Raw genomic sequence first — 23,990 nt, forward strand, 5'->3', positions numbered from 1 at the left:
GGGTTGCCGGTACGTCCTAGCGGATGCCGGTTTTGGTCGGCCGGGTGCTCGGGGTGGGGTTGCCGGGAGTGATCGGTTCGCCTCCGCCGCCGCCGGCTCCCGCCCCACCACTCGGTGTGGGGGTGCCGGTCGGGTTCGTCGGGTTCGTGCTTGGTTGTTCCTGACGGGCAACGGTGACGGTGAGAACGATCTGGGTGCCGGGCTTGCGCTTCTGGCCTTCGGCGATGCTCTGCCTCTCCACCCGGCCGGCATCCTGGGGCGCCACCTTCGAACCATTCACGACCTGCACGTTGAAGCCGAGGTTGTCGAGCGTGTCCGTGGCATCCTCCACGGAGTCGCCGACAACGTCCGGCACCTCCTTCAGGTTGCCGGTGGCGACCTTCACCTCGACCTCGGAGCCCTTCGGCACCTTGGCACCGGAGTTCGGGGTGACCTCGAGCACGGTGCCGGCAGCCTTGTCGCTCTCCACGTCCTTGCGCTTGGGGACCAGACCCGCTGCCGTGAGCTGATCCTTCACGTTGTCGTACGGGCTGTTGACCAGCGCGGGCGGCACGGTCACCGACTCGCGTCCACCGCAGAGCTGGAGGGTGACCAGGGTGTTCGGCGCCACCGGGGCGTCGGCCGCCGGCTGCTGGCTGGTGACCGTGTCCTTCTCGCAGGTGTCGTTGAAGACCGGCTCAGCAGTGACGGTCCGCAGCCCTTGCTGGCGGAGCGCGGCGGAGGCCGCCGCCTCCGACTGCCCGACCACGCCCTGCACCTTGACCGTCGTCGTCCCGGGGTCGTCCTGCTGGTTCAACAGCAGGCCGGCGACGAGTGCGATCACCGCGAGGACACCGAGCCCGCTGAGGGTGGCGAGCACCCAGGCGGAGGCGCGGCGCCGGCCGGGGTCGCCGACCCGTGCCGGTGCCGGACGCGAGCCACCCGCACCCGGGCGTACGACCCCGGCCGGCGGCAGGGCGGTGGTCTCGTCGTCGCGCATCACCGGGGTGGCCATCACCGGTCGGCCCGCCGCGGCCCGAAGCAGGTCGGCCCGCATCTCACCGGCGCTCTGGTAACGGTTGAGCGGGTTCTTGGAGAGCGCCTTGAGAATGATCGCGTCGATCGGGGGCGTGACCTCCCGATTGATGTCGCTCGGGGTCGGCGGATCCTCCCGGACGTGCTGGTACGCCACACTGACCGGGCTGTCACCCACGAACGGGGGGTGTCCGCAGAGCAGTTCGAAGATCACGCAGCCAGCCGCGTAGACGTCCGAGCGGGCGTCCACCGGCTCGCCCCGGGCCTGCTCCGGGGAGAGGTACTGGGCGGTGCCGATGACCGCACTGGTCTGGGTCATCGTGGTGGCGCCGCTGGCCAGGGCCCGGGCGATACCGAAGTCCATGACCTTGACCTGACCATTCAAGGTCAACATCACGTTGCCGGGCTTGATGTCCCGGTGAATGATCCCGTGCCGGTGGCTGAATTCCAGCGCGGCGCAGATGTCGGCGGAGATCTCCAGGGCGCGGCGGGGCATCAGCCGGCCCTCGGCCGCGAGCACCTCTTTGAGGGTGCGCCCGTTGACGAACTCCATGACGATGAACGGCAGTGTCTCGCCGGTTGGCGCGATCTCCTCGCCGGTGTCGTAGACGGCGACGATGGCCGGGTGGTTCAGGGATGCGGCGTTCTGCGCCTCGCGGCGGAACCGCATCTGGAAGGTCGCATCCCGGGCCAGGTCGGTACGAAGCATCTTGATCGCGACGTCCCGGCCGAGCCGGAGGTCGCGCCCTCGGTGCACCTCGGCCATGCCGCCGTAGCCGAGCAGCTCGCCGACCTGATACCTGCCACCCAGCAGGCGGGCCTGCGCAGTCATCGCGTCTGTCGTCCTTCGCTCATCTGGGTCATCCGGGCGCCATACACGTCCCGCTCTATCCGACGGTACGGCGCGTATTGCGAATCGTCGCGTTCGTTGACTCTCTGCAAGCTAGACGTCACTGTCCGCAGGCTGTTGTTGCTGGCGGAACCGTTCTTCGTCACCCAATAGGAAATCACGCCGGAACAGATCAGCACCACGAGCCCCAACACCACCGCCAAGGCCACCATCAACGACCGGTTGGCCGGCGACTGCTGGGGTCGAGCGACCGAGGCCGGCGCCATCGGCTGACCGTAACCGGTCGTCTGCGGCGGCCGGGGAGCCGGAACGGCGGCGGCGCCCCGGTGGTAACTCCCGGTTTGCGGCGGTGTGGCCGACGCGGCGACCGGTCGTGGCGGCACCGAGGCGGCCCCAGCGGGCGGATAGGGGGCGCCCACCCGGGTGCCCCCCGGGGTCGACAGGGGCGCACCGGGTGCACCCGAAATGGGCCCGCCAGCCGGCGAGGCCGGCTGGATCGAGGGCGGCACCGAACCGGGGTGGCCCGCCGGCCGACCCGGTTGCACGGGATTGGGGGGCATGGGATGCCCAGCGGCCCGGTTCGGCTGGGCGGGTGCCGGATGAGCCGGGGGGCGCATCGGTTGCGCCGGAGTGGCCGCCTGCCGCGCCACCGCCGCCAGGGTCGCGGCCGTCGGCCACCTGGCCGCCGGGTCCTTCGCCATCGACCGTTCGACAATCGCCCGTACGGCCGGCGGAATGTCCGCGGGCAGCGGTCGGGGCGCGTCCCGCACGTGCTGCATCGCGATGTCGAGCGGGTTCTCCCCCTCGAACGGGCGCCGTCCGGAAAGGCACTGGTAGGCCACCACACCGAGGGCGTAGACGTCCGAGGCGGGTGAGGCGGTTCCCCCGGTGGCCTGCTCGGGTGAAATGTACGAGGCGGTGCCGAGCACCGAGCCCGCTGCGGTGAGCTGTCCGACCATCGCCGACCGGGCGATACCGAAATCGGTGAGTACCAACGTGCCGTTCGGTCGGACCAGCAGGTTTCCCGGCTTGACGTCGCGGTGCACGATGCCCTTCTCGTGGGCCGCGTGCAGGGCGTCGGCGGCCTGCGCCATCAGTGCCATGGTCCGAGCCGGGGTGAGCCGGCCGACCCGCCCCAGGGTGGTCGAAAGCGCGTCGCCCTCGACGTACTCCATCACCAGGAAGGCGATCTGCTGGTCGCTGCCGTAGTCGTAGACGTCCACCACGCCGGGGTGGTTGATCGTCGCCATGGTCCGGGCCTCGCCCCGGAACCGTTCGGCGAATCCCGGCTCGTCGAGGAGCGCTGGCAGCAGGATCTTCACCGCGACGGTACGTCCGAGCACCTCGTCGGTGCCACGCCAGACGTCACCCATGCCGCCGCCGGCGATCCGCTCGTCGAGGCGGTAACGGTTACCCAGCAGGACCCCGGGGCTCAGCATGTTACTTGCCACCCCCGTCCTGGATGACCGCCTGCATGATCTGACCGGCGATCCGGGTGGCCTCCGCGCTGCCGCCACTGCCGGCGGCCTCCAGGAACACCGCCACCGCCGAGATCGGCTTGCCGTCCTTCATCACGAACCCGATGAACCAGCCGTGGTCCTGGGTGTTCGAGTCGACCTGGGCGGTGCCGGTCTTGCCGCCGACCTGGTAGCCCTTGATCTTGGCCGCCGTACCGGTGCCGTTCTGGACCACGTTGATCATCATGTCGCGCAGGGTGGCGGCCACCGGCTCGCTCACCGGCTGGCGCAGCTCACGCGGGTCGGCGGTGTAGTAGTCGGTGGTCCGGTCCGGCCCCAGCAACTGCTGCACCAGGTACGGCCGCATCTGGCTGCCGTTGTTCGCCACCGCAGCGGCGATCATGGCCCCTTCCAGCGGTGTCATCCGTACGTTGTTCTGCCCGATCGCCGACTGGGCCAGCGCCGCCGGGTCGTCCCCACCGTCGGGGTTCTTGATGTCGCCGGTCTCGCTGGTCGCCGTGGCGAGGCCGTTCTCGTCGAGCCGACCGACGGTGAGGTCCGCGTCCCCGAAACCGAACGCCCGCGCCTTCGCCTTGATCGTCTCGGCGCCGAGCTTGCCCGCGAGCTGCGCGAAGCCGGTGTTGCAGGACTCGGTGAGCGCGTCCTCGAGCGTCACCTCCGCCTCCGGGCAGATGCTCGCGGCGGCGTTGCGGATCGGAGTGCCCGAGGTCGGCGCGGTGTAGCTCGCCCCGGCCGGGATCTTGGTGTCCTTGGTGTAGCCGTTCTCCAACGCGGCGGCGGCGTCGATCACCTTGAAGGTCGAGCCCGGCGGGTAGGTCTCGGTGAGCGCACGGTTCAGCAGCGGCTCGTTCGGATCCTGAACGAGCTTGTCGTACGCCGCGGTCGCCGCATCGGTGTCGTGCGTGGTCAAGGTGTTGGGGTCGAAGCTGGGCATGGAGACCAGCGCCTGCACCGCCCCGGTGGTCGGGTTCAGCGCGATGGCCGCACCCCGGACCGCGCCGACCCTGTTCTTGGTCATCTCGTCGAAGGCGGTCTGCTGGGCCCGACGGGAGAGGGTCAGCAGCACGTTTCCGCCGGCGGTCTGGTCACCGGTGAAGAGGTCCCGGACCCGGTCCCCGAAGAGCTGGTCGCTGGTGCCGGCGAGGAAGTCGTTCTCGCTCCGCTCGATACCGGTCGGCCCGATGTTGACCGGCTGGTAGCCGAGCACGTGCGCGTACATCGGCCCGTCGACGTACGAGCGCAGGAACTTCAACCGGCCCGAGGTCTCCTTGCTGCTGGCCAGGGCCGTACCGCCGGCCTCGATGTTGCCCCGCTTGCGGTCGTACTGGGCGACCTGGACCCGACCGTTGTAGTCGCTGGTGCGGTATTCGTCGGCCTTGTAGCCCTGGACCCAGTTGAGATTCACGAAGAGCAGGCCGAACAGGACCATGACGACCACGCCGACCTTGCGCAGGGGTGCGTTCACGGGCGAATCACCTCCGTCTGCGCGCCGTGCAACTGGGCCGGGGGCGTCCCGGAGCCGCCCGCAGCGCGGGCGGGTGAGGAGCCGTCCACCGGCCGTCGGGCCGCGTCGGAGATCCGTAGCAGCATCGCCACCAGCAGCCAGTTCGCCATCAGTGACGAACCACCGGCGGAGAGGAACGGCGTCGTCTGTCCGGTCAGCGGAATGAGCTTGCTGATGCCGCCGACGATCACGAAGACCTGCAGTCCGAGGGTGAACGCGAGGCCACCGGCGAGCAGCTTGCCGAACGAGTCGCGTACGGCCAGCGCGGCGCGTAGCCCCCGCTCGACGATCAGCAGGTAGATGACGAGCAGCGCGGAGAGCCCGAAGAGGCCGATCTCCTCACCCATGCCGGCGAAGATGAAGTCGTTGTGCACCTCGGGCACCAGGGTCGGCTGGCCGGCGCCCGGCCCGGCGCCGAAGAGACCTCCGGTGCCGAGTCCGAGTAGCCCCTGGACGAGTTGATAGCCGTCATTGAGCGGGTCGTCGAACGGGTGCAACCAGATCTCGGCCCGCAGGTAGAAGTTGGCGAACGGGCCGCCGACCGTGCTGCCCAGGAAGTACGCCAGGAAGGCACCGCCAAAGAAGAGCAGCAGACCGATGATCAACCAGCTGACCCGTTCGGTGGCGATATAGAGCGTCACCACGAACATGCCGAAGTAGAGCAGCGAGGTGCCGAGGTCCTTCTCGAAGACGAGGACCATGAGGCTGACCAGCCAGACCCCGATCACCGGCCCGAGGTCCCGGCCGCGTGGGAAGTCGACGCCGAGGAAGCGGCGGCTCGCCAGCGACAGCACCTCCCGCTTCCGAACCAGGTAGTAGGCGAAGAAGACCAGCAGGGCCAACTTGGCGAACTCACCCGGCTGGATCGAGAACCCGCCAATCATGATCCAGAGCTTGGCGCCGTTGATCTCCGACATGCTGCGCGGCAGGACCGCTGGAATCATCACCAGCACGATTCCGGCGAGGCCGAGCGTGTACGCGTACCGCGAGATGGCTCGGTGGTCCCGGAGCAGGACCAGCAGTCCGGCGGCGAGAATCACCGCGGCCAGGGTCCAGGCCAACTGGCGGCCACCGGTGCCCGCGAAGATCGGGAAGTCGGCCCGTTCCTCCGGTTTGGCGTCGCCGAGGTCGAGCCGGCGGAGGAAGCCCACACCCAGCCCGTTGATCAGTGCCACCGCCGGCACCAGCACCGGGTCCGCGTACGGCGCCAGGTAACGGATCACCAGGTGCAGGCCGAGGAAGACCACGGTGAGGGCCGCGGTCGGCACCCAGAAGTCCAACGTCACCGTGTCGAGCAGGTTCGCCTCGACGGTGGCCGCGTAGCCCAATACCAGTGCCATCGCCAACAGCAGCAGCGACAGTTCGGCGTTGCGCCGGGACGTGGCGTCCCGGACACGCGGCATCTCACCCGTGACTGCGGGCGCTGGTGGCGGTCCGACTGGGGCAGTCACGATGAGTCCCTCGGATCGTTGGATCTCACGGTCACTCGGGCGACCGGCATCCCGCCGGGTCGGGGGTGGCCGGCGGAAGGGTGTCGGACGGCAGCACGTCGGGGCTGCCGCTGTCGGCCGTCGCGGTCGCCGTCACCTCGGGTTGCCCCGAACTCACCGTGACCCCGGTCGCCGACGGGGTCGGCGATCCGGAGAGCTGGGGAGTCGGGGAGCCGGATGGCGACGGCGGGGTGCTCGGGCTCGGCGAGCCCTCGGTCGACGGTGTCGGGCTCGGCGGGCAGGTCGGCTTGAGGTTCGGGTTGCCCGGCTCGTCGACGGTCAACTCGGAGAGCAGACGCTCGGCGTCCGGCTCGTTCTTCGCCACTATCCCCTGCTTGACCTGCTCCTGCGCCGCGTTGGTCAGGTCGTTGAGTTCGGCCCGACTGGTCGAGTGCACGCTGGAAAGGTTGAGTCCGGCAATCTGGCCGGGCACGCCCCGGAACACGGCCAACTGGCCGGTCTCGGTGGCACCCACGTAGAACTGCCGCTGGCTGTAGGTCCAACCGCCCCAGAGGCCGGCACCGAGGATGGCGGCGAGAGCGATCAACTGCACCGCCGTACGCACCGGCCGACGGCGGGGCCGTTCCTGGTCGTCGTCGGCGTCCGCAGAGGATCCGGCCGGTTCCGGGCTGGCCGGACGCGGCGGCGTCAGCGCGGAGGCCCGCGCGGCCGGGGTGGAGTCGTCCGCCGAGGTGGCCATGCCACGGTCCCGGGCGGCGGCGCCACCGACGATCGGTGCGGCCTCGAGAATGTCCTGGTCGGTCGCGTCGGCGATGACCACCGTGATGTTGTCCGGTCCACCGCCGCGGAGCGCGAGCTGAACCAGCCGCTCGACACACTGCTGCGGGTCGGTGTACTCACGCAGGGTCTGGCCGATGGTCTCGGCACTCACCACGCCGGAGAGACCGTCACTGCAGATCAGGTAGCGGTCACCGGGGAGCACCTGCCGGACGGAGTACTCCGGATCGATGTCGCGTCCGTCGAGCGCCCGGGTGAGCAGCGACCGTTGAGGGTGGCTGCTCGCCTCCTCCAGCGTGATCCGACCCTCGTCGACGAGCATCTGGACGTACGTGTCGTCCTTGGTGATCTGGGCGAACTCCCCCTCGCGCAGCAGGTACGCGCGCGAGTCACCGATGTGCACCATGCCGATCTTGCTGCCGGAGAAAAGCGTGGCAGTCAGGGTGGTGCCCATACCCTCCAGGTGTGGGTTGGCGTCCACCGTGTCGCGCAGTTGTTGGTTGGCGGTGTCGACGGCAGAACGCAACGCGTCGACCAGGGCGTCCCCAGGGACATCCTCGTCGAGCGGCGCCATCGCACCGATGACAATGTTGCTGGCGACGTCACCGGCGGCCATGCCGCCCATGCCGTCCGCCACGGCGAGTAGCCGCGGACCGGCGTAGACGGAATCCTGGTTTCCGTCTCGGATCAGACCGCGGTCGCTGTGGGCCGCATAGCGCAGGGTCAGAGTCATGGCCGTAACTCGAGAGAAGTGCGGCCGATCCGGATCGGCACGCCGAGGGGGACGGGGGTTGGTCCGGTGACCTTAGCGCGATCGAGGTATGTGCCGTTAGTCGAGCCGAGATCCTCGACGAACCACTGACCGGAACGGGGCACCAGCCGGGCGTGTCGGGCCGAGGCATAGTCGTCGGTAATCACCAGGGTGGAGTCCTCCGCACGACCAATGGTGATCTGTCCTTCACCGAGAGTGATTCGAGTGCCGGCAAGTTGGCCGGCGGTGACCACGAGCTGATGTGCCGCCCGGCCGCGCTTCACCTTCGCCGGCTTGCCCTGGGAGGTCACCGCGCCGACCCCGCGCGGGGCGGCGACCAGACGACTGGACCGGGCGCCCGCGAAGAGATCCCGACGGATGACCCCCACCACGGTGAAGACGAAGATCCAGAGCAGGACGATGAACCCGAACCGGGCGACGGTGATGACGAAGGGCGCCAAGTTTTTAGCCGTCCACTCGGAACGTCAGGGTGGTCGTCCCGAGCTGCACCATGTCACCAGGGTTGAGTGCCACCGCCGAAACGCGCTGGCCGTTGACCATCGTCCCGTTCGTCGACCCCAGGTCGGTGAGAACAACCTGAGCGCCGTCGAAGTCGAGCCGGGCGTGTCGCCGGGAGATTCCGACATCGGGCAGCCGCAGGTTCGCCTGGTCGCCGCGACCGATCACGGTCGAACCCATCTGCAACGGGTAGCTGCGGCCATCGCCGGAGACGAGCCGCACGTTACGGCCGCCACCGCCGTGTCCGGGCGGCGGGCCGTAGCCACCGCCCTGCTGGTCGTACGGCGAGTAGCCACCAGGGGCAGGCTGGTCGTAGCCCTGCTGCTGGACCGGGGCGACGTCGCCCCCGGTGTAGACCTCGGCGGTGACCCGGAACATGCCCGTGTCCAGGCCGTCGCCGCGCTCGATCTCGACGATGACGTCGCCGTAGACCGTCCACGCCTGCTCACCGATGAACTCGGCCTGCGACTGCGCCAGCTCCTGGGCCAGGGCAGCGGCGTACGGCGCGAGCCGACTGTGGTCGTAAGGCGAGAGATCGATCACGTAGCGGTTAGGCACAAGAGTGCGCCCACCAGCCAGGATCGCCTTGTGCGCCTCTGCCTCCCGCTGCATCGCGTTGAGGATCTCCACAGGGTGGACGACCCCCTTGAACACCTTTGCGAAGGCCCCTTCTACCAGGCCTTCCAGACGCTTCTCGAAGCGTTGCAGCACGCTCACCGGCTCCTCCTCGGGTCCCGAGGACATGATGGTATCCGGCCGCCGCACGCGCAGCTCGCACGCCGCTCGGCCGTCCGCTGCCGACCCATACCTGAGGGCCGGAGTCCTCGTGCTAGTGTTCCATGCGCCGCAAGCGGTAACGCCAACGGTCGCAGTACGAACAGCGTAATATGTCCCGGCGTCGGTCGAAGACCTGGCTGGGATAACCTGAAGTTGGTAGGGCCCACGCACGACGGTGGGGGCAGTGCTAATCTGCCTCGGCGTCGCGTAAGGGGAAGTGGCGGAATGGCAGACGCGCACGGTTCAGGTCCGTGTGCCCGAAAGGGCGTGGGGGTTCAACTCCCCCCTTCCCCACCAACACGAAGGGCCCCGCGTTCACGCGGGGCCCTTCGTCCGTCTCTGGGCGCGAATGCCCGAACCTTGCGGGCACCGCGTTATGCTCCGATGGTTTCCGGCTGCCGAAGATTCTGGAGTGTCGTGTGAGTGTCGCGCTGGTGACCGGATCAGGCGGTCTGATCGGCTCCGAGGCGGTCCGGCACTTCGCCGGTCTCGGCCTCGACGTGGTGGGCATCGACAACGACATGCGTCGTCAGTTCTTCGGTGCCGAGGCCTCCACCGCATGGAATGTGCTCCGCCTCACCAGCGAGCTCGGCGGGTCGTACACGCACAAGGACGCGGACATCCGCGACCGGGACGCGCTGGCGGAGATCTTCCGGCGCTACGGCCGCGAGATCTCGGTGGTGATCCACACCGCCGCACAGCCGTCGCACGACTGGGCGGTGCGGGACCCGTTCACGGACTTCGACGTGAACGCCGGCGGCACGTTGAACGTGTTGCAGAACGTCCGCGAGCACTGCCCCGAGGCGGCCTTCATCCACTGCTCGACCAACAAGGTCTACGGCGACCGGCCGAACAGCCTGCCGTTGATCGAGCAGGAGACCCGCTGGGAGATCGACCCGGGGCATCCGTACGCGAACGGCATCAAGGAGGACATGTCGATCGACGCCACCCTGCACTCCGTCTTCGGCGCCTCCAAGGTCGCCGCAGACGTGATGGTGCAGGAGTACGGCCGCTACTTCGACATGCGTACCGCCTGCTTCCGTGGAGGCACGCTGACCGGCCCGGCCCACTCGGCGACCGAGCTGCACGGCTTCCTGGCGTACGTGATGCGCTGCAACATGGAGCGCCGGACGTACAAGATCTTCGGCTACAAGGGCAAGATGGTGCGTGACGCGATCCACAGTCACGACGTGGTCAACGCGTTCGAGGCGTTCTACCGCAACCCGCGCTCGGCCGCGGTCTACAACCTCGGTGGCGGGCGGCACTCGAACTGCTCGCACCTGGAGGCGTTCGCGGTCGCCGAGCAGATCTCCGGGCAGGAGATGATTACCGAATACCGCGAGGCGAACCGGATCGGTGACCACCAGTGGTGGATCGGTTCCAACGCGTCATTCCAGGCCGACTACCCGGACTGGAAGCAGATCTACGACGTGCCGATGATCCTGCGCGAGATCTACGAGGCCAACGTGGACAAGTGGATACCGCAGTCATGAGCGCACCGGATCAGGCCGCACCATGAAGCCGCAAACCGCGCTGACCAGTCAGTTCAATCACGGGGATCACGGCGCCGCCAGGCGCAGCGAGGAACCGCGATGATCTCCGAGGGTAAGCGCAATGTGCTGGGCGTTCTGGTGAACGTCGTCGACTACGACGCCGCCGCCGCGGAGGTGATCTCCGCCGCCCGGGAACGTCGGCCGTTCGCGCTCACCGCGCTGGCCGTACACGGTGTGATGACCGGCGTACTGGATCCGCCGCACAACGCCCGGCTCAACTCGTTCGACCTGGTCACCCCGGACGGTCAGCCGGTGCGCTGGGCGCTCAACCTGCTGCACGGGGCCAACCTGACCGACCGGGTCTACGGCCCGACGCTCACGCTGCGCGTGCTGGCCCGCGCCGCGGACGAGGGTCTGCCGGTCTACCTGTACGGCTCGACCGAGGAGACCCTGGCCCGCCTGGTGCCGGCCCTGGAGCGGCGCTTCCCAGCGCTGAAGTTCGCCGGGGTGGAGGCATCCAAGTTCCGCCCGGTGCAGCCGGGTGAGGAGAACGAGATCGCCGACCGGATCCGCAGTTCCGGGGCCCGGCTGGTGCTGGTCGGGCTCGGCTGCCCCCGGCAGGAGGTCTTCGCGTACGCGATGCGCCCGCTGCTGGACATGCCGCTGCTGGCCGTCGGCGCCGCCTTCGACTACCACGCCGGCCTGCTACGCAAACCGCCGGCGTGGATGCAGCGGGCCGGGTTGGAGTGGCTCTGGCGGCTCGGCCTGGAGCCGAGACGCCTCTGGCAGCGCTACCTGGTGCTGAACCCGGCGTACGCGACCCGGGTGGCGGCGCAGTGGACGAAGCTCTGGAAGGCGACGCCACCGCCGCCGGCGGTCGACCCGCCGTCGAGCTTCTCGGTCTGACCGCGAGCCGCTCCGATCTGAACGCCCCCGAGTTCCTGGACCGCCCCGCCCGTACCCCGGGCCGGGGCGGTCTGCCGTTGCGGGGACCCGGACCGGTCGGGGCCTATCCGATGGGCAAGCGCTTTCCTATGCTGATCTGATGATGAGGAGCGACGACGAGCTGACCCCGGCCCGGCTGATCCCGAAGATCGACCGGCTCTGGGCGCTATCCGCCGAGAAGATCGATTCGATCGAACAGACCTCTCCACCGGGCTCGCCCTCGCCGGTGTTCACCGTCGACGGCCGGTACACCGCCCGGGGATGGACCGAATGGACCCAGGGCTTCCAGTACGGCTCCGCGCTGCTCCAGTACGACGCCACCGGCGAACACCGGTTCCTCGACGTCGGCCGGGACCAGACCGTGTCCGTGATGGCCAGCCACGTCAGCCACATCGGTGTGCACGACCACGGCTTCAACAACGTCAGCACGTACGGCAACCTGTGGCGGCTGATGAACGAGGGGCGCATCCCCGAGGACCGGGGCGAGCGGCACTTCTACGAACTCGCCCTGAAGCTCACCGGCGCGGTCCAGGCGGCCCGGTGGCGGGAGACCGCCGACGGCACCGGCTACATCTACTCCTTCAACGGGCCGCAGTCGCTCTTCGTCGACACCATCCGCTCCTGCCGGGCACTCAGCCTGTCGCACCTGCTCGGACACGTGCTGATGGGCGAGCGGGACGAACGGATCTCGCTACTCGGACGGGTGGTCGAACACGCGACCAACACCGCCAGGTGGAACGTCTTCTACGGGGAAGGCCGGGACGGCTACGACATCCCCGGCCGCACCGCGCATGAGTCGATCTTCAACGTGAACGACGGCAGCTACCGGTGCCCGAGCACCCAGCAGGGCTACTCCCCCTTCAGCACCTGGACCCGGGGGCTGGCCTGGGCCATGCTCGGCTTCCCGGAGCAGTTGGAGTTCCTCGCCACCCTGCCGGACGAGGCGTTCGAACCGTACGGCGGCCGGGTCGGAGTCGAGGCGCCGCTGCTCCGCGCCGCCATCGCCACCTGCGACTTCTACCTAACCCACACACCGGTCGACGGGGTGCCGTACTGGGACACCGGCGCCCCCGGGCTGAGTCGGCTCGGCGACTACCTGGAACACCCGGCCGACCCGTACAACGCGCACGAGCCGGTGGACTCGTCGGCGGCGGCGATCGGGGCGCAGGGTCTGCTCCGACTCGGCCGCTACCTCACCTCGATCGACCGGACCGCGGAGGGACGGCGCTACTGGCAGGCCGGACTGACCGTCTGTGACACCCTCTTCGACGAGCCCTACCTGAGCACCGACAGCCGGCACCAGGGCCTGATCCTGCACTCGGTCTACCACCGGCCGAACGGCTGGGACCACGTGCCCGCCGGGCAGCGGGTGCCGAACGGCGAGTCCAGCATGTGGGGCGACTACCACGCCCGGGAACTCGCCCTCTACGTCCAGCGTGTGGCCCGCGACGAGCCCTACTACACCTTCTTCGGGCCGAACGCGGTCGCCGTACCGACGATCTCCACGCCGGCCGCCGCGATGGTGGCCCGGTGAACGGCCGGCCGGTCGCGGTCGTCACCGGCGGATCCCGGGGCATCGGGCGCGGCATCGTGCTCTCGCTCGCCGGCGCCGGGTACGACGTGGTCGTCAACTACGCCAGCAACGCGGACGCCGCCCGGGAGGTCGGCAAGGAGGTCGAGGCGCGGGGCGGACGGGCCCACCTGGTCCGGGCCGACGTCTCGCAGCGCACCGACCGGCGGGAGCTGATCGACCAGACGGTCGCGACTTTCGGCCGGCTCGACCTGCTGGTCAGCAACGCCGGGGTCGCCCCGACCGTGCGGGCCGACCTGCTGGAGGCCGAGGAGGAGTCCTTCGACCGGTTGATCGAGATCAACCTCAAGGGGCCGTACTTCCTGGTCCAGCTCGCCGCCCGGACGATGATCGAACAACAGGCGGCCGGGATCGTCAGCAACCCGAAGATCGTGATCGTGTCGTCGATCAGCGCGTACACGGCCAGCGTGAACCGGGGCGACTACTGCGTCAGCAAGGCGGGGCTGGCGATGACCGCACAGCTCTACGCGACCCGGCTGGCCGAGCACGGGATCAACGTGTACGAGATCCGGCCCGGAATCATCGAGACCGACATGACCGGCGGGGTGAAGGACCGGTACGACGACCTCATCTTCAACCAGGGGCTGACCCCGATCCGCCGCTGGGGACAGCCGGAGGACGTCGGTCGTGCGGTGGTCGCGGTCGCCACCGACCTGCTGCCGTTCAGCACCGGGCAGATCATCGACGTCGACGGAGGCTTCCACCTGCGCACGCTCTGACCGGGGCCGGCCCGGGTCACCCCTACTGGACGAACTTCGGGGGCGACCCGGGGCGCGGCCCTGATTCCCCCGGCGCCGGGTCGGGCAATGCTGGATTCATGGATATCGACCTGGCTGTCCTGGTCGCGGTGGCTGTCGTCTGGCTGGCCGCCGGACTTGTCGCGGACGGACTGCCGCAACTGGACAGTCCCCGGGCGCTGCGCAGACGTACCACCTGGTTGCTGGCCCTGACCGGAACCGGCCTCGGGACGCTGGCCGCCCTCGGCCTGACCGCGCTGGTCGCGGCGGACCCGACCGTGGCCGACCGGGCACCGCTCGCCCTGCTCCTGCCCGCGGTCCCGGCCACCGCGGTGGCGCTGCTGACCGTACGCCGGCTCCGACGCCTACGGGCCGGTGCGGGCGCGTTCGCCGCCGCGCCGGACGCCCCGCTCCCACCCGCGCTCCGAGCCGGCGCGGCGCACCCGATGATCGCGCTGCCGCTCCAGGTCGCCGGTCTGGTGACCCTGCCGGCGCTGGTCGCCGCCACCTCGCTCGTCCCGGTGGCCGCGTTGACCGGGTTCGCGCTCACCGTGGGCCTCGCCGCGGTGAGCATCATCGGCGTACGACACGCCCTGCGTCACAATCGGCTGTCCGAGAGTTCGATAACGGTACGGCCGAGCGCGCGGGGAACCTCAGCGCGGGCGGCCAGCGTCCTGCACGTATAGCAGCTCGAGAATCGCACGTGCGGCTTCGAACCACCGGTCCAGCCATTCCTGCCGAGGCATCGAACCCTTCGACGGCAATTCGAGCAGCAGCCCCCGCAACAATGGGTGATCGACCAATGACTCGGCCGGCGGTTCGGCCCAGTCGGGCGGCGGGTACACCGGCTCGCTGAGCCCGCCCAGGTCGAGCGACGGCAGTTTCGGCGGGCGCTCCGACTGACTGGCCGGACCGAGGTCGGGCACCCCGCTGTCATGGGAGCCGAGGTCCTGCCCGGGGGGCCCGTCGTCGGCCAGCACACCGTCCCTGCGGGCGCCACGGTACTTCGTGCCGAGCCGCTCCGGCTTGGCCGTGCCATTGCCCAGGTTCTCCGAACCGATCGTCATCCGTCTCGCCTGCCTCGCTCCGTCGCGAACCCGCGCGTCGGGTTGGCCCAGCCGGTGCCGTGCCGCCTGGTACAACGACGCGGGCCTGCCCTGGCGACGGCGCGCATCCGATCAGTAGTCCGGCACACCCCCGTTGACCTGCGACGGAACGCGAAACCGGCGCGACCGGGGGTCGGGCCGGCCGGTACGGACGCCATGCCCCGGACATGGTGAGCGCGGGCACCCATCGGGTGTCCGCGCTCAGAAATGGCCCGCGTCGTGCGCTCAACTAGTCCAGGTCGAACTCGCCGTCCTTGGCGCCGCCGACGAAGGCGTCCCACTCGTCCGGCGTGAAGATCAAGGCTGGCCCGGCCGTGTTCTTCGAGTCACGAACAGCGATCGCGCCACTCACGAAGGCCACCTCGACGCAGTTGTCACAGTTGGGCCCGCTGCGCGAGCTCTTGTACCAGGCTGCGTCGGTGAGGTCTACGCGAAACCCCTTTGTCTCCACTTCCACAATGGCTCCTCTGCCAATCTTGCAATCAGAGCTACCGAATCCTCCGGGCGAATCGCCGCAGCTCGAATGTGGTCGAAAATAAAGGCGTACTTCTGTAGCTCCTCGACCTTTTCCAGGAAGAGCCCACCCGTGGCGTTTTCGGCGTACACCACCGGCGGATCACCCGGTTCCGGAAAGTCGAGAATCGTGAAGGTGCCGTCCATGCCGGCATGCGCACCGACGTCGAACGGCAAGATCTGGATCGTTACATTCGGCTGATCGGCCGCTTCCACCAGCCGCTTCAGTTGGTCGCGCATGACCTCGTCGCCGCCGACCGGCCGACTTACCACCGTCTCATCGAGCACCACCCACACGTCGATCGGATCGTCTTGGCTCAGTAACGACTGACGACCCAACCGGACACGGACACGCTGCTCGACTTCGTCCGTGGTGATGTCCGGCCGCGCCGACCGGATCATCGCCTTGGCGTACTCCTCGGTCTGGAGCAGACCCGGCACGACCTGCTGCTCGTACGCCCGAATCGAACCGGCGGCCGCCTCGAAACCGACGTATGCGCTGGTCAGCACGGTGCTGTACGAGGCCCACCAGCCCTTCTGCCGCGCCTCTCGGGCGATCTGCAGCAGGTCTTCGCTCTCCGCGCCGACGATGCCGTAGATGCTGATCATGTCGCGTACGTCACGAACCGTGGCGGTGGTATGACCTGTCTCAATACGTGAGATCTTGGACTGCGAGCATTCCAGCCGCTCGGCGACCACCTCGATGGTCACCCCGGCCGCGTCCCGGAGCCGACGCAACTCGGCTCCCAGACGACGGCGACGGATGGTCGGGCTCCGGCGCTCAGACACCGGGTCACCTCCGGTCGATCGCGCAAAAATTCGGCCCACCGCGGTGCGCGACCATCGGGCGGTGGGCGATCGAGTTCGCGGCAAGATTTACCCACGTGTCAGCCGGCCGCGGCGGCGGAGACCGCCCCAGTCTGCCGCGTCCACACGCGACACTTCAAGCTTCCGCGGCACCCAACGCGCAAGAGCCATGCTGCAACTTGCATTGATCACGCTCTTCGTGCACTCTGTGCGTATGGCTCGGGTTACTCAGCGTTTCGATCTAGTAGCACTGCGGACCGCCTGTCGCTCCGCAGTGGACCGGAGCGGCCTCCTCGCCGAAACCCCGACCGGACACGACCCGGGGTAATTGCCCCGCCGCTGTACGCCGTACGGCTACGGCGGCTGGCGCGGTCCCGGAGTCGACGGGCGTTGGTCGGGGCCGGCGTGAACGCGCCGAAAGGCCCCTACCACCGGCCCCGGCCAGCGCCCCCGACCTGCCGCTACGGGCGGCCGGATCCCGCGTACGTCCACCCACGGACCACGTGGTCAAGCCCACCAGCTCAACAGTCCAACCATGGTCAGCTCGGACAGGAGTCGATGTGCTTCCTCCCCGCTCAGGTGACGTCCTCCAAGTGACCCGCGCGGCGAGCGTGCAGTTCGCCCAGCCGATCCTCTTCCGGGTGATCCGGGCGCATGACTGGCCCACCTACGACGGCTGGATCTGGCTCGACGGATACGAGCTCAACGCCGCCATGGACGCGGTCGCCCGACGATCGATCTTCGTACAACTCGACGGGCTGCGGGCGGTCCGGCTGACAGCGCCAGCGCAGCGACACCTCAACGCGGGCCCTCGGACGATGACCGGCGGACGCAACTCGTCGCCCGTCCGGGTGCGGGTCGGCTGACGACGGGACATCCCGCCGTTCCGGCGCCGGCACCAGGTCAACCACCATAAACTCGGGGCTGACGGCAGGCTCCGGGAAGCGATGGGCGTACCAGCGACCCACTCGTCACGAGCCCTGAACCGCAGGGGTGGCCATGGCCACGAGGTCCCGCGCTCGACACCACCTGACGATACGGTTCACGCGCGTCGTCACCGTCTCGGCCTTACTCGTCGGCGGGGCGGCAGGATGCGCAACCGAACCCCACCGGTCCGTTGACCCGGCCGCCGCGCTGAGCACACCGCCCGGGCACACTCCCGGTCCTGGGGACGCGTGGCCCTCGTACCCGGTGCCGGGCCAACTCCCGACGCCGTCGGCCGACGGCTGGTCCCTGCCGGCGCCGCCCACGGTCGGACCCACCACCCGATCGCACCCGTCCCAGATTGCGACAGCGCCGTGGTCGGCCCGGCCCACCGCCGAGGCGACCACGCCCTTGGGCGGTGCGGGCGGAGCTGGTGGTCTGGTCGTCGGCCCTCGACCGGACGCCACCACCACCGGTCGGGCGGAAAACCAGCTACCGGCGGGCTACCAACGATCACTGGTCTATTCAGGGCTGTTCGGACTGGTCATCGCGATGGTCGGAATCACCATGATCGGGCGGCGTCGGCGGCTCTGGTGAGCCCTGATCCGCGCCCGCCGGGCGCGTGCCCGGCGACCGGGTCGGCGACAGCGGAACGCCGAAGCGTCGGCTGGCCACCGACCGGAGGGCTCGACGGCCCGGAACTCAGCCGGTCGGTGTCGGATCAGGTGTCGCCGGTGCACCGGCGGTAGCCGTGGGCGTCGGTGGCGCACCGGGCGTCGGGGTTGGTTCGGCGACCGTCAACGTGACCTGCGATCCGACCGCGATCGGCGTACTCGGGCGCGGATCGGAAGCGATCACCGTACCGGGCACCCGGGTCGACGCACGGAACTCGACCCGGGACGTCAGCCCCGCCTGATCGAGTAGCTCCTGGGCCGCTTCCTGGCTCAGCCCGATCACCGGCGGCACCTCGACGACACTGGCGGAGGTCGCGGAAGGGGTGGGCGCGGACGTGGTCGGCGCGGCCGAGGTCGGCGCAACGGTAGCGCTCCGGCTGGGCGACGGCGATGGCGACGGCGACGGGCTGACCGGAGCGGGTCCCGTGCCACCAGGATTGGCCTGCGCGATCAGCCAGATGCCGAATGCCAACACCCCCAGCAGAACCAGCCCGATCAGTCCGATCAGGATCGGCATCCACCAGCGTCGGTTGGGCCCCCCGTCATCGCCGGCCCACTCCGTCGACGGAGGTCCCCCAGCACCGGGCCGCACCGGCGGTGGCACCCCCGCCCGCCCCGACCACGGCGCACCACCCGACGAGGGGCCGCCAGCGTCCCGAGCTGCGGGGAGTGCCGCCGTCTGATCCAACCGACCGGCCGGGGACCGGGGCAGCTTCGCGGTCGCGTCCGGCCCCTCGTGGGGCTGCGGCAACTTCGCGGTCACGTCGGGCCCGGACGGCGGCAGTGCCATGGTCTGGTCACTCGCGGAGCCGGACAGGTTGCCCGGCAGGGCCATCGTGGCATCAGGCGACGAACCAGCCGTACGATCCGGCAACGGCATCGTCTCGTCAGAAGACGAACCAGCCGCACGATCCGGCAACGCGATCGTCTCGTCAGAAGACGAACCAGCCGCACGATCCGGCAACGCGATCGTCTCGTCAGCCCCGTGACGATCCGGCAGCGCGATGGTCTCGTCGCCCGACCCGCGTCCCGGCAGCGCCACTGTGTCGTCACCGGCGGAGACCGCTGGAGTCGCGGGCGGCAGGACCATGGTCTCGTCGATTGCTTCCGGCTTCTCGGCGGCGGTATCGGCCGCGGTGCCGGGGTCGGGCGCCGCTTGCGGCTCTGCACGCGGTTCAGACTCATCGGCCTGCTCGCGCTCGGTGCCGGTCGAAGGTTGCTCGACCGGGCTGGCACCGGACGGAGCCTCTACCGGCTCCGCCGACTTCTCGTCGGGCGCCGAAGGCTCGCCCTCTGCCCCGCCCAGGTCCTCAACCGGCTCCTCCACCTGACCGTCCGGAGACGGAGACGGCTTGGCCGGGGTCGGCTCAGGAACATCCCGTGGCTGATCACGGTCGTCCGCCATGGTGAGTCCTCTCCCCGACATCTGCGCCGGTCCAATTTATCTGGCCTGTTGGTCAGGGGCGGCCACGCCACGGAAAGCGGGCGGCGGGCTACGCGGCGGGCGTGGGTTGATTGGGCACGTTGCCGCAGTAGATCACGACCTTCTCGTTCCATCGGAGCTGTGCGCCAGGTCGTGGTTCCTGCCGTACCACCAAGCCGCTCTTCCCGCTGGGGTAAACCGGCTCGAATCCCGCGTCAACCAGCCGCGCCTTCGCCTCGTTGCAGCTCAACGCGGTCACCTCGGGTACGTCGGTGAGTGGGGCGGCGCCGGCCACGAACACCTTGACCGTGGTTCCCTTGCGTACGTTCGCGCCCGCTGGCGGGTCGGTACGCAGGACTGCCGGGTTTTCACCGTCCTTACCGAAGATCAGCTGCCACCCGAGTTCCCGGTCACGCAGGTCCTGCCGCACCCGCTCGAAGCCCTGCCCGGTGAGGTCCGGCAGCTCGAACTGGCCGGCCGGTACGGACGCCGTGGTCTTGCCGGCGGACGGGGTCGACGTGCTGGGCCGGGGTTTCGACGTCTTCGATGGCGACGGCTCGGCGGTGACGGCGGTGGCGGTGGCGGAAGGGCCGCCGGCCTGGTTCAGCGGCTCGGCACTGTCGTTCTTCGCGAGCGCCCATCCGCCGATCGCGCCGATGGTGGCGAGCACGACGGTCGCCACCGCCGCACCGGCGACCACCGCACCGCGGTTGGGTCGGTCCGACTGCTCGACCGACGATGGCTGCCAGCTCGCATTCCCGTCCGACATGTCGACCACTGCCTCACCATCCGGGCACCGAACTGCCCGCCGACAATCAACACCTGACCGATCGAGTGTGCTGGCTGGTGACAACCACGGTCCAATCGGGCGTCGCAGCACACCCTCGGTAGGGGTGCCAGCACACCTGACCGCCGTGACTCGCCCTGCCGGCGGGTGAACGCTACGCTGCCCCGCATGGCCGTACGAGGCTGGGGAGGATCGGTCGCCATCGCGATCGGCGTAGCTGCCGGCGCTGGTGCCGCGCAACTTGGGCTCGGTTACGGGCTCGGCATTATCGCCTGGCTGCCGTCGGCCAGCGGGACGAGTGAGGCTTCCTGGGTCGCGAGCCTCGCGTGGGCCGCCTGGATCGCCGCCACCTCGACCGTTGCCGGTGCCATCGCCGCCCAGCGGATCGGTGCTCCCGAATCCGTGGGGCCGACCGGTCGGGGCGCGGCGACGTCGTCCAGTCAGGCGCTCACCGGTGGACTCTGGCGGGTGGCACTGGCACTGGCCAGCGCGGTCGGCGGCTTGGTGACGGTCGCGCTGGTCGCCGTACCGGCGCGGGCCGCGACCCGGGCCGACAGCGTCTCGCCGCAGAGCATTGCCGCCGGGTACGCGGTCATCGGGGTGATGCTCGGCCTGGTGGTGGCGATTTGGTCGCTCTCGTCACCGGCCGTCGCCAGCAACGTCATCACCACCTCCGGTTGGTTGTGGTTGCTCGCGATCATCGCGGTCGTCGACGGGGTCCTCTCCGGACGAGGGCTGGCCAGTGCGCAGCTCGGCGTCTGGCAGATCACCTCGGACAGCGAGCGGTTCTGGTTCCGCGACTACTTCTACTGGCCCGGGGCGGCCCTCTCGCTCGGTTCGGCCCTGGTGATCGGGGCGCTTGCCGCCCGTTCGACCGCACGGCTGCCCGAGCGCCGGGTCGGCGCGGTGGTGTCCGGCGTCGCGGGACCGTTGCTGGTCGCGGCGGCCTATTTCCTGGCCGCGCCCCGGCTGGTCGGGATCCGCGCCGAGCAGGTCTCGGCGCACCTGGCCGCGCCGTACGCGGTGATCGCCGGTCTCGCCGGTTCGGCCCTGGTCGCCGCGCTGGCGCAGCGCGGGTCGTTGCGCCGGGCGGAACGGGCGGATCCGACTGCGGCCGTCAAGGCGGAGCAGGAGGAATCTGGCCGGGTGCCGCAACAGCGGACGGCTGCTCCGGACGACCGGGCCAGCGAACCGGACGTGAGCGCGACCCGGTCGTACGACAGCGAGCCGACCTCGCCGACCGATGCCCTCGGGGCACCGGCGTGGGACAAGCCGTCGGCGCCGGCCGCGCACCAGCCGGATGGCGCAGACCAGCCGGACCCGGAGCAGCTCAGCGACCCGGACCAGTCCGACGGTCCGGCAGCACCGGCGAAGACCCGGCCGACCCGCTCACGCCGCGCCCGCTGACCGCACCAGTCACCAGTCATCAGTCACCAGCCATCAGTCACCAGTCGAACGCTTACTCGATCGGCCAGGTGTGCACGGGCTCGTTGGTCCGTTGCAGTTCCCCGTACCGCTGCAACATCCGGTGCAACGCGGCTGGCCGTGCCAGGCCGAGATTGTGCTCGGCGGCCCGTACCGTCCGCGCCTGCCAGACCGCGCCGTTGCGGCGGAGCCGACAGCGCTGCTCGATGACGCCGAGTAGCCGGTCGCGTTCCGACGGCGCGACCCCGAACCGGTCCAGTCCGACCGCCGCCTTGGGCAGCAGCACGTCCAGCACAAGGTCGGTCACCCGGACCTCGCCGAGTCGGGGCCAGTAGACGGTGGCGTCGATTCCTCGTCGGGCGGCAGAGTGGAAGTTCTCCTCCGCCGCGCTGAAGGTGAGCTGGCTCCAGATCGGCCAGTCGGCCTCGGCCAGTTCGCGGGCCAGACCGAAGTAGAAGGCGGCGTTGGCCAACATGTCGACCACGGTCGGCCCGGCCGGGAGCACCCTGTTCTCCACCCGCAGGTGCGGACGGCCGTTCATGATGTCGTACACCGGCCGGTTCCAGCGGTAGACGGTGCCGTTGTGCAACCGCAGCTCACTGAGGCGTGGCACCCCGCCCCGGTGCAGCACCTCGGCCGGGTCCTCGTCCTCGCAGATCGGGAGCAGCGGGGGAAAGTACCGGACGTTCTCCTCGAAGAGGTCGAAGATCGAGGTGATCCACCGTTCGCCGAACCAGACCCGTGGTCGTACGCCCTGGGCTTTGAGTTCGTCCGGCCGGGTGTCGGTCGCCTGCTCGAAGACGGCAACCCTGGTCTCCGCCCAGAGGTGCCGTTCGTAGAGGTACGGCGAGTTGGCGCCGATGGCGACCTGGATGCCGGCGATGGCCTGGGATGCGTTCCAGTAACTGGCGAAATTGTCCGGGGCGACCTGCAGGTGGAGCTGGATGCTGGTGCAGGCGGCTTCGGGCGCGATCGAATCGGTCTGCGTGTGCAGGCGTTCGACGCCCCGGATGTCCATCTCGATGTCCTCGCCCCGGGCGGCGACGATCTGGTCGTTCAGCACCCGGTACCGCTCGTTCAACGAGATGTTGTCCACGACCAGGTGCCGTGCGGTGAGGGTGGGCAGGATGCCGATCAGGATCACCGAGGCGTCGGCCTTGACCGCGCGGTCCTCGACCCGACCCAGGCTGGCACCGAGGTCCCGTTCGTAGTCGGCGAAACCGGTCCCCTCGATCAGGCGGGGGCGGGCGTTGAGTTCGAGGTTGAACTGTCCCAGTTCGGTCTGGAACATCGGGTCACCGAGGTTCGCCAGGATCTCCTCGTTGCGCATGGCCGGCTCGGCCTCGGCGTCGACCAGGTTCAGCTCGATCTCCAGGCCGGTCATCGGCCGTTCGGCGTCGAAGCCGAAGTCGTCCAGCATCAGCGCGAAGACGTCGAGGCAGCGACGTACCTTCTGGCGGTAGCGGATGCGGTCCGCCCTGGTGAATGCGATCTGTCCGACCTCAGTGCCCATGTGCCCTCCCCGGCGAAAAGCGCTGTCGGCGCAGCCCGGAGGAGTCGAAGCCCGGATTCTTACCGCGACCGAACTATTACCGTACGAGTAAGGACCGTATCGGGCCAGGACGGCAGCAGGGCCAGCCGGGAGTGGGCGGCCAGAGACGCTGCGTCAACCATTGCACAGAGTTCGCGTACCGCCGGCAGCCGCCGACAAAGGCTCCGCCCCGGGACCGGGGGGCGGTCGCCGGGGCGGAGGTACGGTTCGGCACGTGCGCCGCGGCGCCGTCCGTTGTGGAGCGTGGATCAGGCCTCGCGGACGGCCTCGCCCTCGATCTCGATCTTGACCTTCTTGCCGACCAGGACGCCACCGGCCTCCAGGCCCACGTTCCAGGTCAGGCCCCAGTCCTCGCGGTCGATCTCGGTGGTGGCGGTGAAACCGAAGATCTCCTGGCCGTACGGGCTGGTGCCGACACCGTGGAACTCGACGTGCAGGTCGACCGGGTTGGTGACCCCGCGGATGGTCAGGTCACCGGCGAGTACGAACTCGTCGCCGCTGTGCGACTTCACCCCGGTGCTGCGGAACTCCAGGGTCGGGTGCTTCTCCACCTCGAAGAAGTCACCGCTGTTCAGGTGGGCGTCACGGTCGGCCTGGCCGGTGGTGATGCTGGCGGCCTGGATGGTGGCGGTCACCGACGACTGCAGCGGGTCCTCCGCGACGGTGATGGTGGCGGTCGCCTCGGTGAACTCACCGCGCACCTTGCTCACCATCATGTGCCGGGCCACGAACCCGACCCGCTTGTGCGCCTGGTCGAGCTGGTAGGTGCCGGCGGCCGGGATGGTGAGGCCGCCCCACGCGCGGGTGGCCGAGTTCGTGCTGGTCATGATCGTGACCCTTTCAGCGGGGATGATTGAGTACGTCAACGACTGACTGAGCAACTATAGACTGA

Annotated in this window: 22 protein-coding genes and 1 tRNA gene; 9 read left to right on the forward strand and 14 right to left on the reverse strand. The window is 69.5% G+C overall.

Translation table 11 applies throughout. The annotated features are described in order from the left end of the window. Positions 1 to 16: 16 nt before the first annotated feature. The 7 genes from pknB to BDK92_RS17590 all read right to left on the reverse strand — a co-directional run bounded on the left by pknB (position 17) and on the right by BDK92_RS17590 (position 9,088). The gene (pknB, locus tag BDK92_RS17560) at positions 17 to 1,846 is read right to left on the reverse strand and encodes a Stk1 family PASTA domain-containing Ser/Thr kinase (RefSeq protein WP_121157684.1); all 1,830 of its coding nucleotides are present in this window, start codon (positions 1,844 to 1,846) and stop codon (positions 17 to 19) included. Further along, positions 1,843 to 3,303: a serine/threonine-protein kinase gene (locus BDK92_RS17565; protein ID WP_121157685.1), complete on the reverse strand. Its 1,461-nt coding sequence runs from the start codon at positions 3,301 to 3,303 to the stop codon at positions 1,843 to 1,845. Before BDK92_RS17565 ends, pknB begins: the two co-directional genes overlap by 4 nt. Position 3,304: 1 nt before the next feature. Continuing rightward, positions 3,305 to 4,807, reverse strand: coding sequence for a peptidoglycan D,D-transpeptidase FtsI family protein (locus tag BDK92_RS17570; RefSeq protein ID WP_121157686.1), 1,503 nt, complete (start codon positions 4,805 to 4,807; stop codon positions 3,305 to 3,307). Next, on the reverse strand, positions 4,804 to 6,249 hold the full coding sequence (locus tag BDK92_RS17575; protein WP_121157687.1) for an FtsW/RodA/SpoVE family cell cycle protein: 1,446 nt from the start codon (positions 6,247 to 6,249) through the stop codon (positions 4,804 to 4,806). The genes BDK92_RS17570 and BDK92_RS17575 overlap by 4 nt, the downstream gene beginning before the upstream one ends. Positions 6,250 to 6,328: 79 nt before the next feature. Further along, positions 6,329 to 7,807 carry a PP2C family protein-serine/threonine phosphatase gene (locus BDK92_RS17580; RefSeq protein WP_121157688.1) on the reverse strand — a complete coding sequence of 493 codons (1,479 nt, stop codon included), beginning with the start codon at positions 7,805 to 7,807 and terminating at the stop codon, positions 6,329 to 6,331. Continuing rightward, positions 7,804 to 8,286: an FHA domain-containing protein FhaB/FipA gene (locus BDK92_RS17585; protein ID WP_121157689.1), complete on the reverse strand. Its 483-nt coding sequence runs from the start codon at positions 8,284 to 8,286 to the stop codon at positions 7,804 to 7,806. Before BDK92_RS17585 ends, BDK92_RS17580 begins: the two co-directional genes overlap by 4 nt. Positions 8,287 to 8,290: 4 nt before the next feature. Then, positions 8,291 to 9,088, reverse strand: coding sequence for an FHA domain-containing protein (locus BDK92_RS17590; RefSeq protein ID WP_121162331.1), 798 nt, complete (start codon positions 9,086 to 9,088; stop codon positions 8,291 to 8,293). 244 nt (positions 9,089 to 9,332) lie between these two features. Here BDK92_RS17590 and BDK92_RS17595 point away from each other — a divergent pair. The 6 genes from BDK92_RS17595 to BDK92_RS17620 all read left to right on the forward strand — a co-directional run bounded on the left by BDK92_RS17595 (position 9,333) and on the right by BDK92_RS17620 (position 14,573). Next, a tRNA-Leu gene (locus BDK92_RS17595) sits at positions 9,333 to 9,418 on the forward strand. Positions 9,419 to 9,540: 122 nt separating this feature from the next. Beyond that, positions 9,541 to 10,614: an NAD-dependent epimerase/dehydratase family protein gene (locus BDK92_RS17600; protein ID WP_121157690.1), complete on the forward strand. Its 1,074-nt coding sequence runs from the start codon at positions 9,541 to 9,543 to the stop codon at positions 10,612 to 10,614. Positions 10,615 to 10,713: 99 nt separating this feature from the next. Beyond that, positions 10,714 to 11,520, forward strand: a complete 807-nt coding sequence (locus tag BDK92_RS17605; RefSeq protein ID WP_121157691.1) for a WecB/TagA/CpsF family glycosyltransferase — start codon at positions 10,714 to 10,716, stop codon at positions 11,518 to 11,520. Positions 11,521 to 11,659: 139 nt separating this feature from the next. Beyond that, positions 11,660 to 13,093 (forward strand): glycosyl hydrolase, encoded by a 1,434-nt coding sequence (locus BDK92_RS17610; RefSeq protein ID WP_121157692.1) that lies wholly within the window; start codon positions 11,660 to 11,662, stop codon positions 13,091 to 13,093. Next, on the forward strand, positions 13,090 to 13,869 hold the full coding sequence (locus BDK92_RS17615) for a 3-ketoacyl-ACP reductase (protein WP_121157693.1): 780 nt from the start codon (positions 13,090 to 13,092) through the stop codon (positions 13,867 to 13,869). The genes BDK92_RS17610 and BDK92_RS17615 overlap by 4 nt, the downstream gene beginning before the upstream one ends. Positions 13,870 to 13,967: 98 nt before the next feature. Next, positions 13,968 to 14,573, forward strand: coding sequence for a hypothetical protein (locus BDK92_RS17620; RefSeq protein ID WP_121157694.1), 606 nt, complete (start codon positions 13,968 to 13,970; stop codon positions 14,571 to 14,573). Here BDK92_RS17620 and BDK92_RS17625 read toward each other — a convergent pair. The 3 genes from BDK92_RS17625 to BDK92_RS17635 all read right to left on the reverse strand — a co-directional run bounded on the left by BDK92_RS17625 (position 14,541) and on the right by BDK92_RS17635 (position 16,295). Further along, on the reverse strand, positions 14,541 to 14,954 hold the full coding sequence (locus BDK92_RS17625) for a hypothetical protein (RefSeq protein ID WP_121157695.1): 414 nt from the start codon (positions 14,952 to 14,954) through the stop codon (positions 14,541 to 14,543). The two genes, BDK92_RS17620 and BDK92_RS17625, sit on opposite strands and share 33 nt — an antisense overlap. Before the next feature lie 268 nt (positions 14,955 to 15,222). Beyond that, positions 15,223 to 15,444: a DUF397 domain-containing protein gene (locus BDK92_RS17630; protein WP_121157696.1), complete on the reverse strand. Its 222-nt coding sequence runs from the start codon at positions 15,442 to 15,444 to the stop codon at positions 15,223 to 15,225. Continuing rightward, positions 15,420 to 16,295 carry a helix-turn-helix domain-containing protein gene (locus BDK92_RS17635; RefSeq protein WP_121157697.1) on the reverse strand — a complete coding sequence of 292 codons (876 nt, stop codon included), beginning with the start codon at positions 16,293 to 16,295 and terminating at the stop codon, positions 15,420 to 15,422. The genes BDK92_RS17630 and BDK92_RS17635 overlap by 25 nt, the downstream gene beginning before the upstream one ends. 578 nt (positions 16,296 to 16,873) lie before the next feature. On the opposite strand from BDK92_RS17635, the gene BDK92_RS17640 reads away from it, so the two are divergent. Next, the gene (locus tag BDK92_RS17640) at positions 16,874 to 17,179 is read left to right on the forward strand and encodes a hypothetical protein (protein ID WP_246017100.1); all 306 of its coding nucleotides are present in this window, start codon (positions 16,874 to 16,876) and stop codon (positions 17,177 to 17,179) included. A 325-nt stretch (positions 17,180 to 17,504) separates the two neighbouring features. Further along, positions 17,505 to 17,834, forward strand: a complete 330-nt coding sequence (locus BDK92_RS17645; protein WP_121157698.1) for a hypothetical protein — start codon at positions 17,505 to 17,507, stop codon at positions 17,832 to 17,834. A gap of 105 nt (positions 17,835 to 17,939) precedes the next feature. Here the strand turns inward: BDK92_RS17645 and BDK92_RS39055 are convergent, their stop codons facing one another. Both BDK92_RS39055 and BDK92_RS17660 read right to left on the reverse strand, forming a co-directional pair. After that, a complete protein-coding gene (locus BDK92_RS39055) occupies positions 17,940 to 19,238 on the reverse strand; it encodes a PASTA domain-containing protein (protein WP_170208608.1) in 1,299 nt (432 codons plus the stop codon). Between the two features lie 166 nt (positions 19,239 to 19,404). Beyond that, complete coding sequence (locus tag BDK92_RS17660) at positions 19,405 to 20,103, reverse strand: PASTA domain-containing protein (protein WP_147457037.1); 699 nt, start codon at positions 20,101 to 20,103, stop codon at positions 19,405 to 19,407. Positions 20,104 to 20,289: 186 nt separating this feature from the next. Here BDK92_RS17660 and BDK92_RS17665 point away from each other — a divergent pair, with 186 nt between their 5' ends. Next, positions 20,290 to 21,528, forward strand: coding sequence for a hypothetical protein (locus tag BDK92_RS17665; RefSeq protein WP_121157701.1), 1,239 nt, complete (start codon positions 20,290 to 20,292; stop codon positions 21,526 to 21,528). A 52-nt stretch (positions 21,529 to 21,580) separates the two neighbouring features. On the opposite strand, the gene BDK92_RS17670 is transcribed toward BDK92_RS17665, so the two are convergent. Beyond that, positions 21,581 to 23,059, reverse strand: a complete 1,479-nt coding sequence (locus tag BDK92_RS17670; protein ID WP_121157702.1) for a glutamate-cysteine ligase family protein — start codon at positions 23,057 to 23,059, stop codon at positions 21,581 to 21,583. A gap of 287 nt (positions 23,060 to 23,346) precedes the next feature. Further along, complete coding sequence (locus BDK92_RS17675; RefSeq protein ID WP_425462241.1) at positions 23,347 to 23,925, reverse strand: YceI family protein; 579 nt, start codon at positions 23,923 to 23,925, stop codon at positions 23,347 to 23,349. Positions 23,926 to 23,990: the final 65 nt, after the last annotated feature.

Source organism: Micromonospora pisi, assembly GCF_003633685.1.
In the GTDB taxonomy this organism is placed as follows: domain Bacteria; phylum Actinomycetota; class Actinomycetes; order Mycobacteriales; family Micromonosporaceae; genus Micromonospora_G; species Micromonospora_G pisi.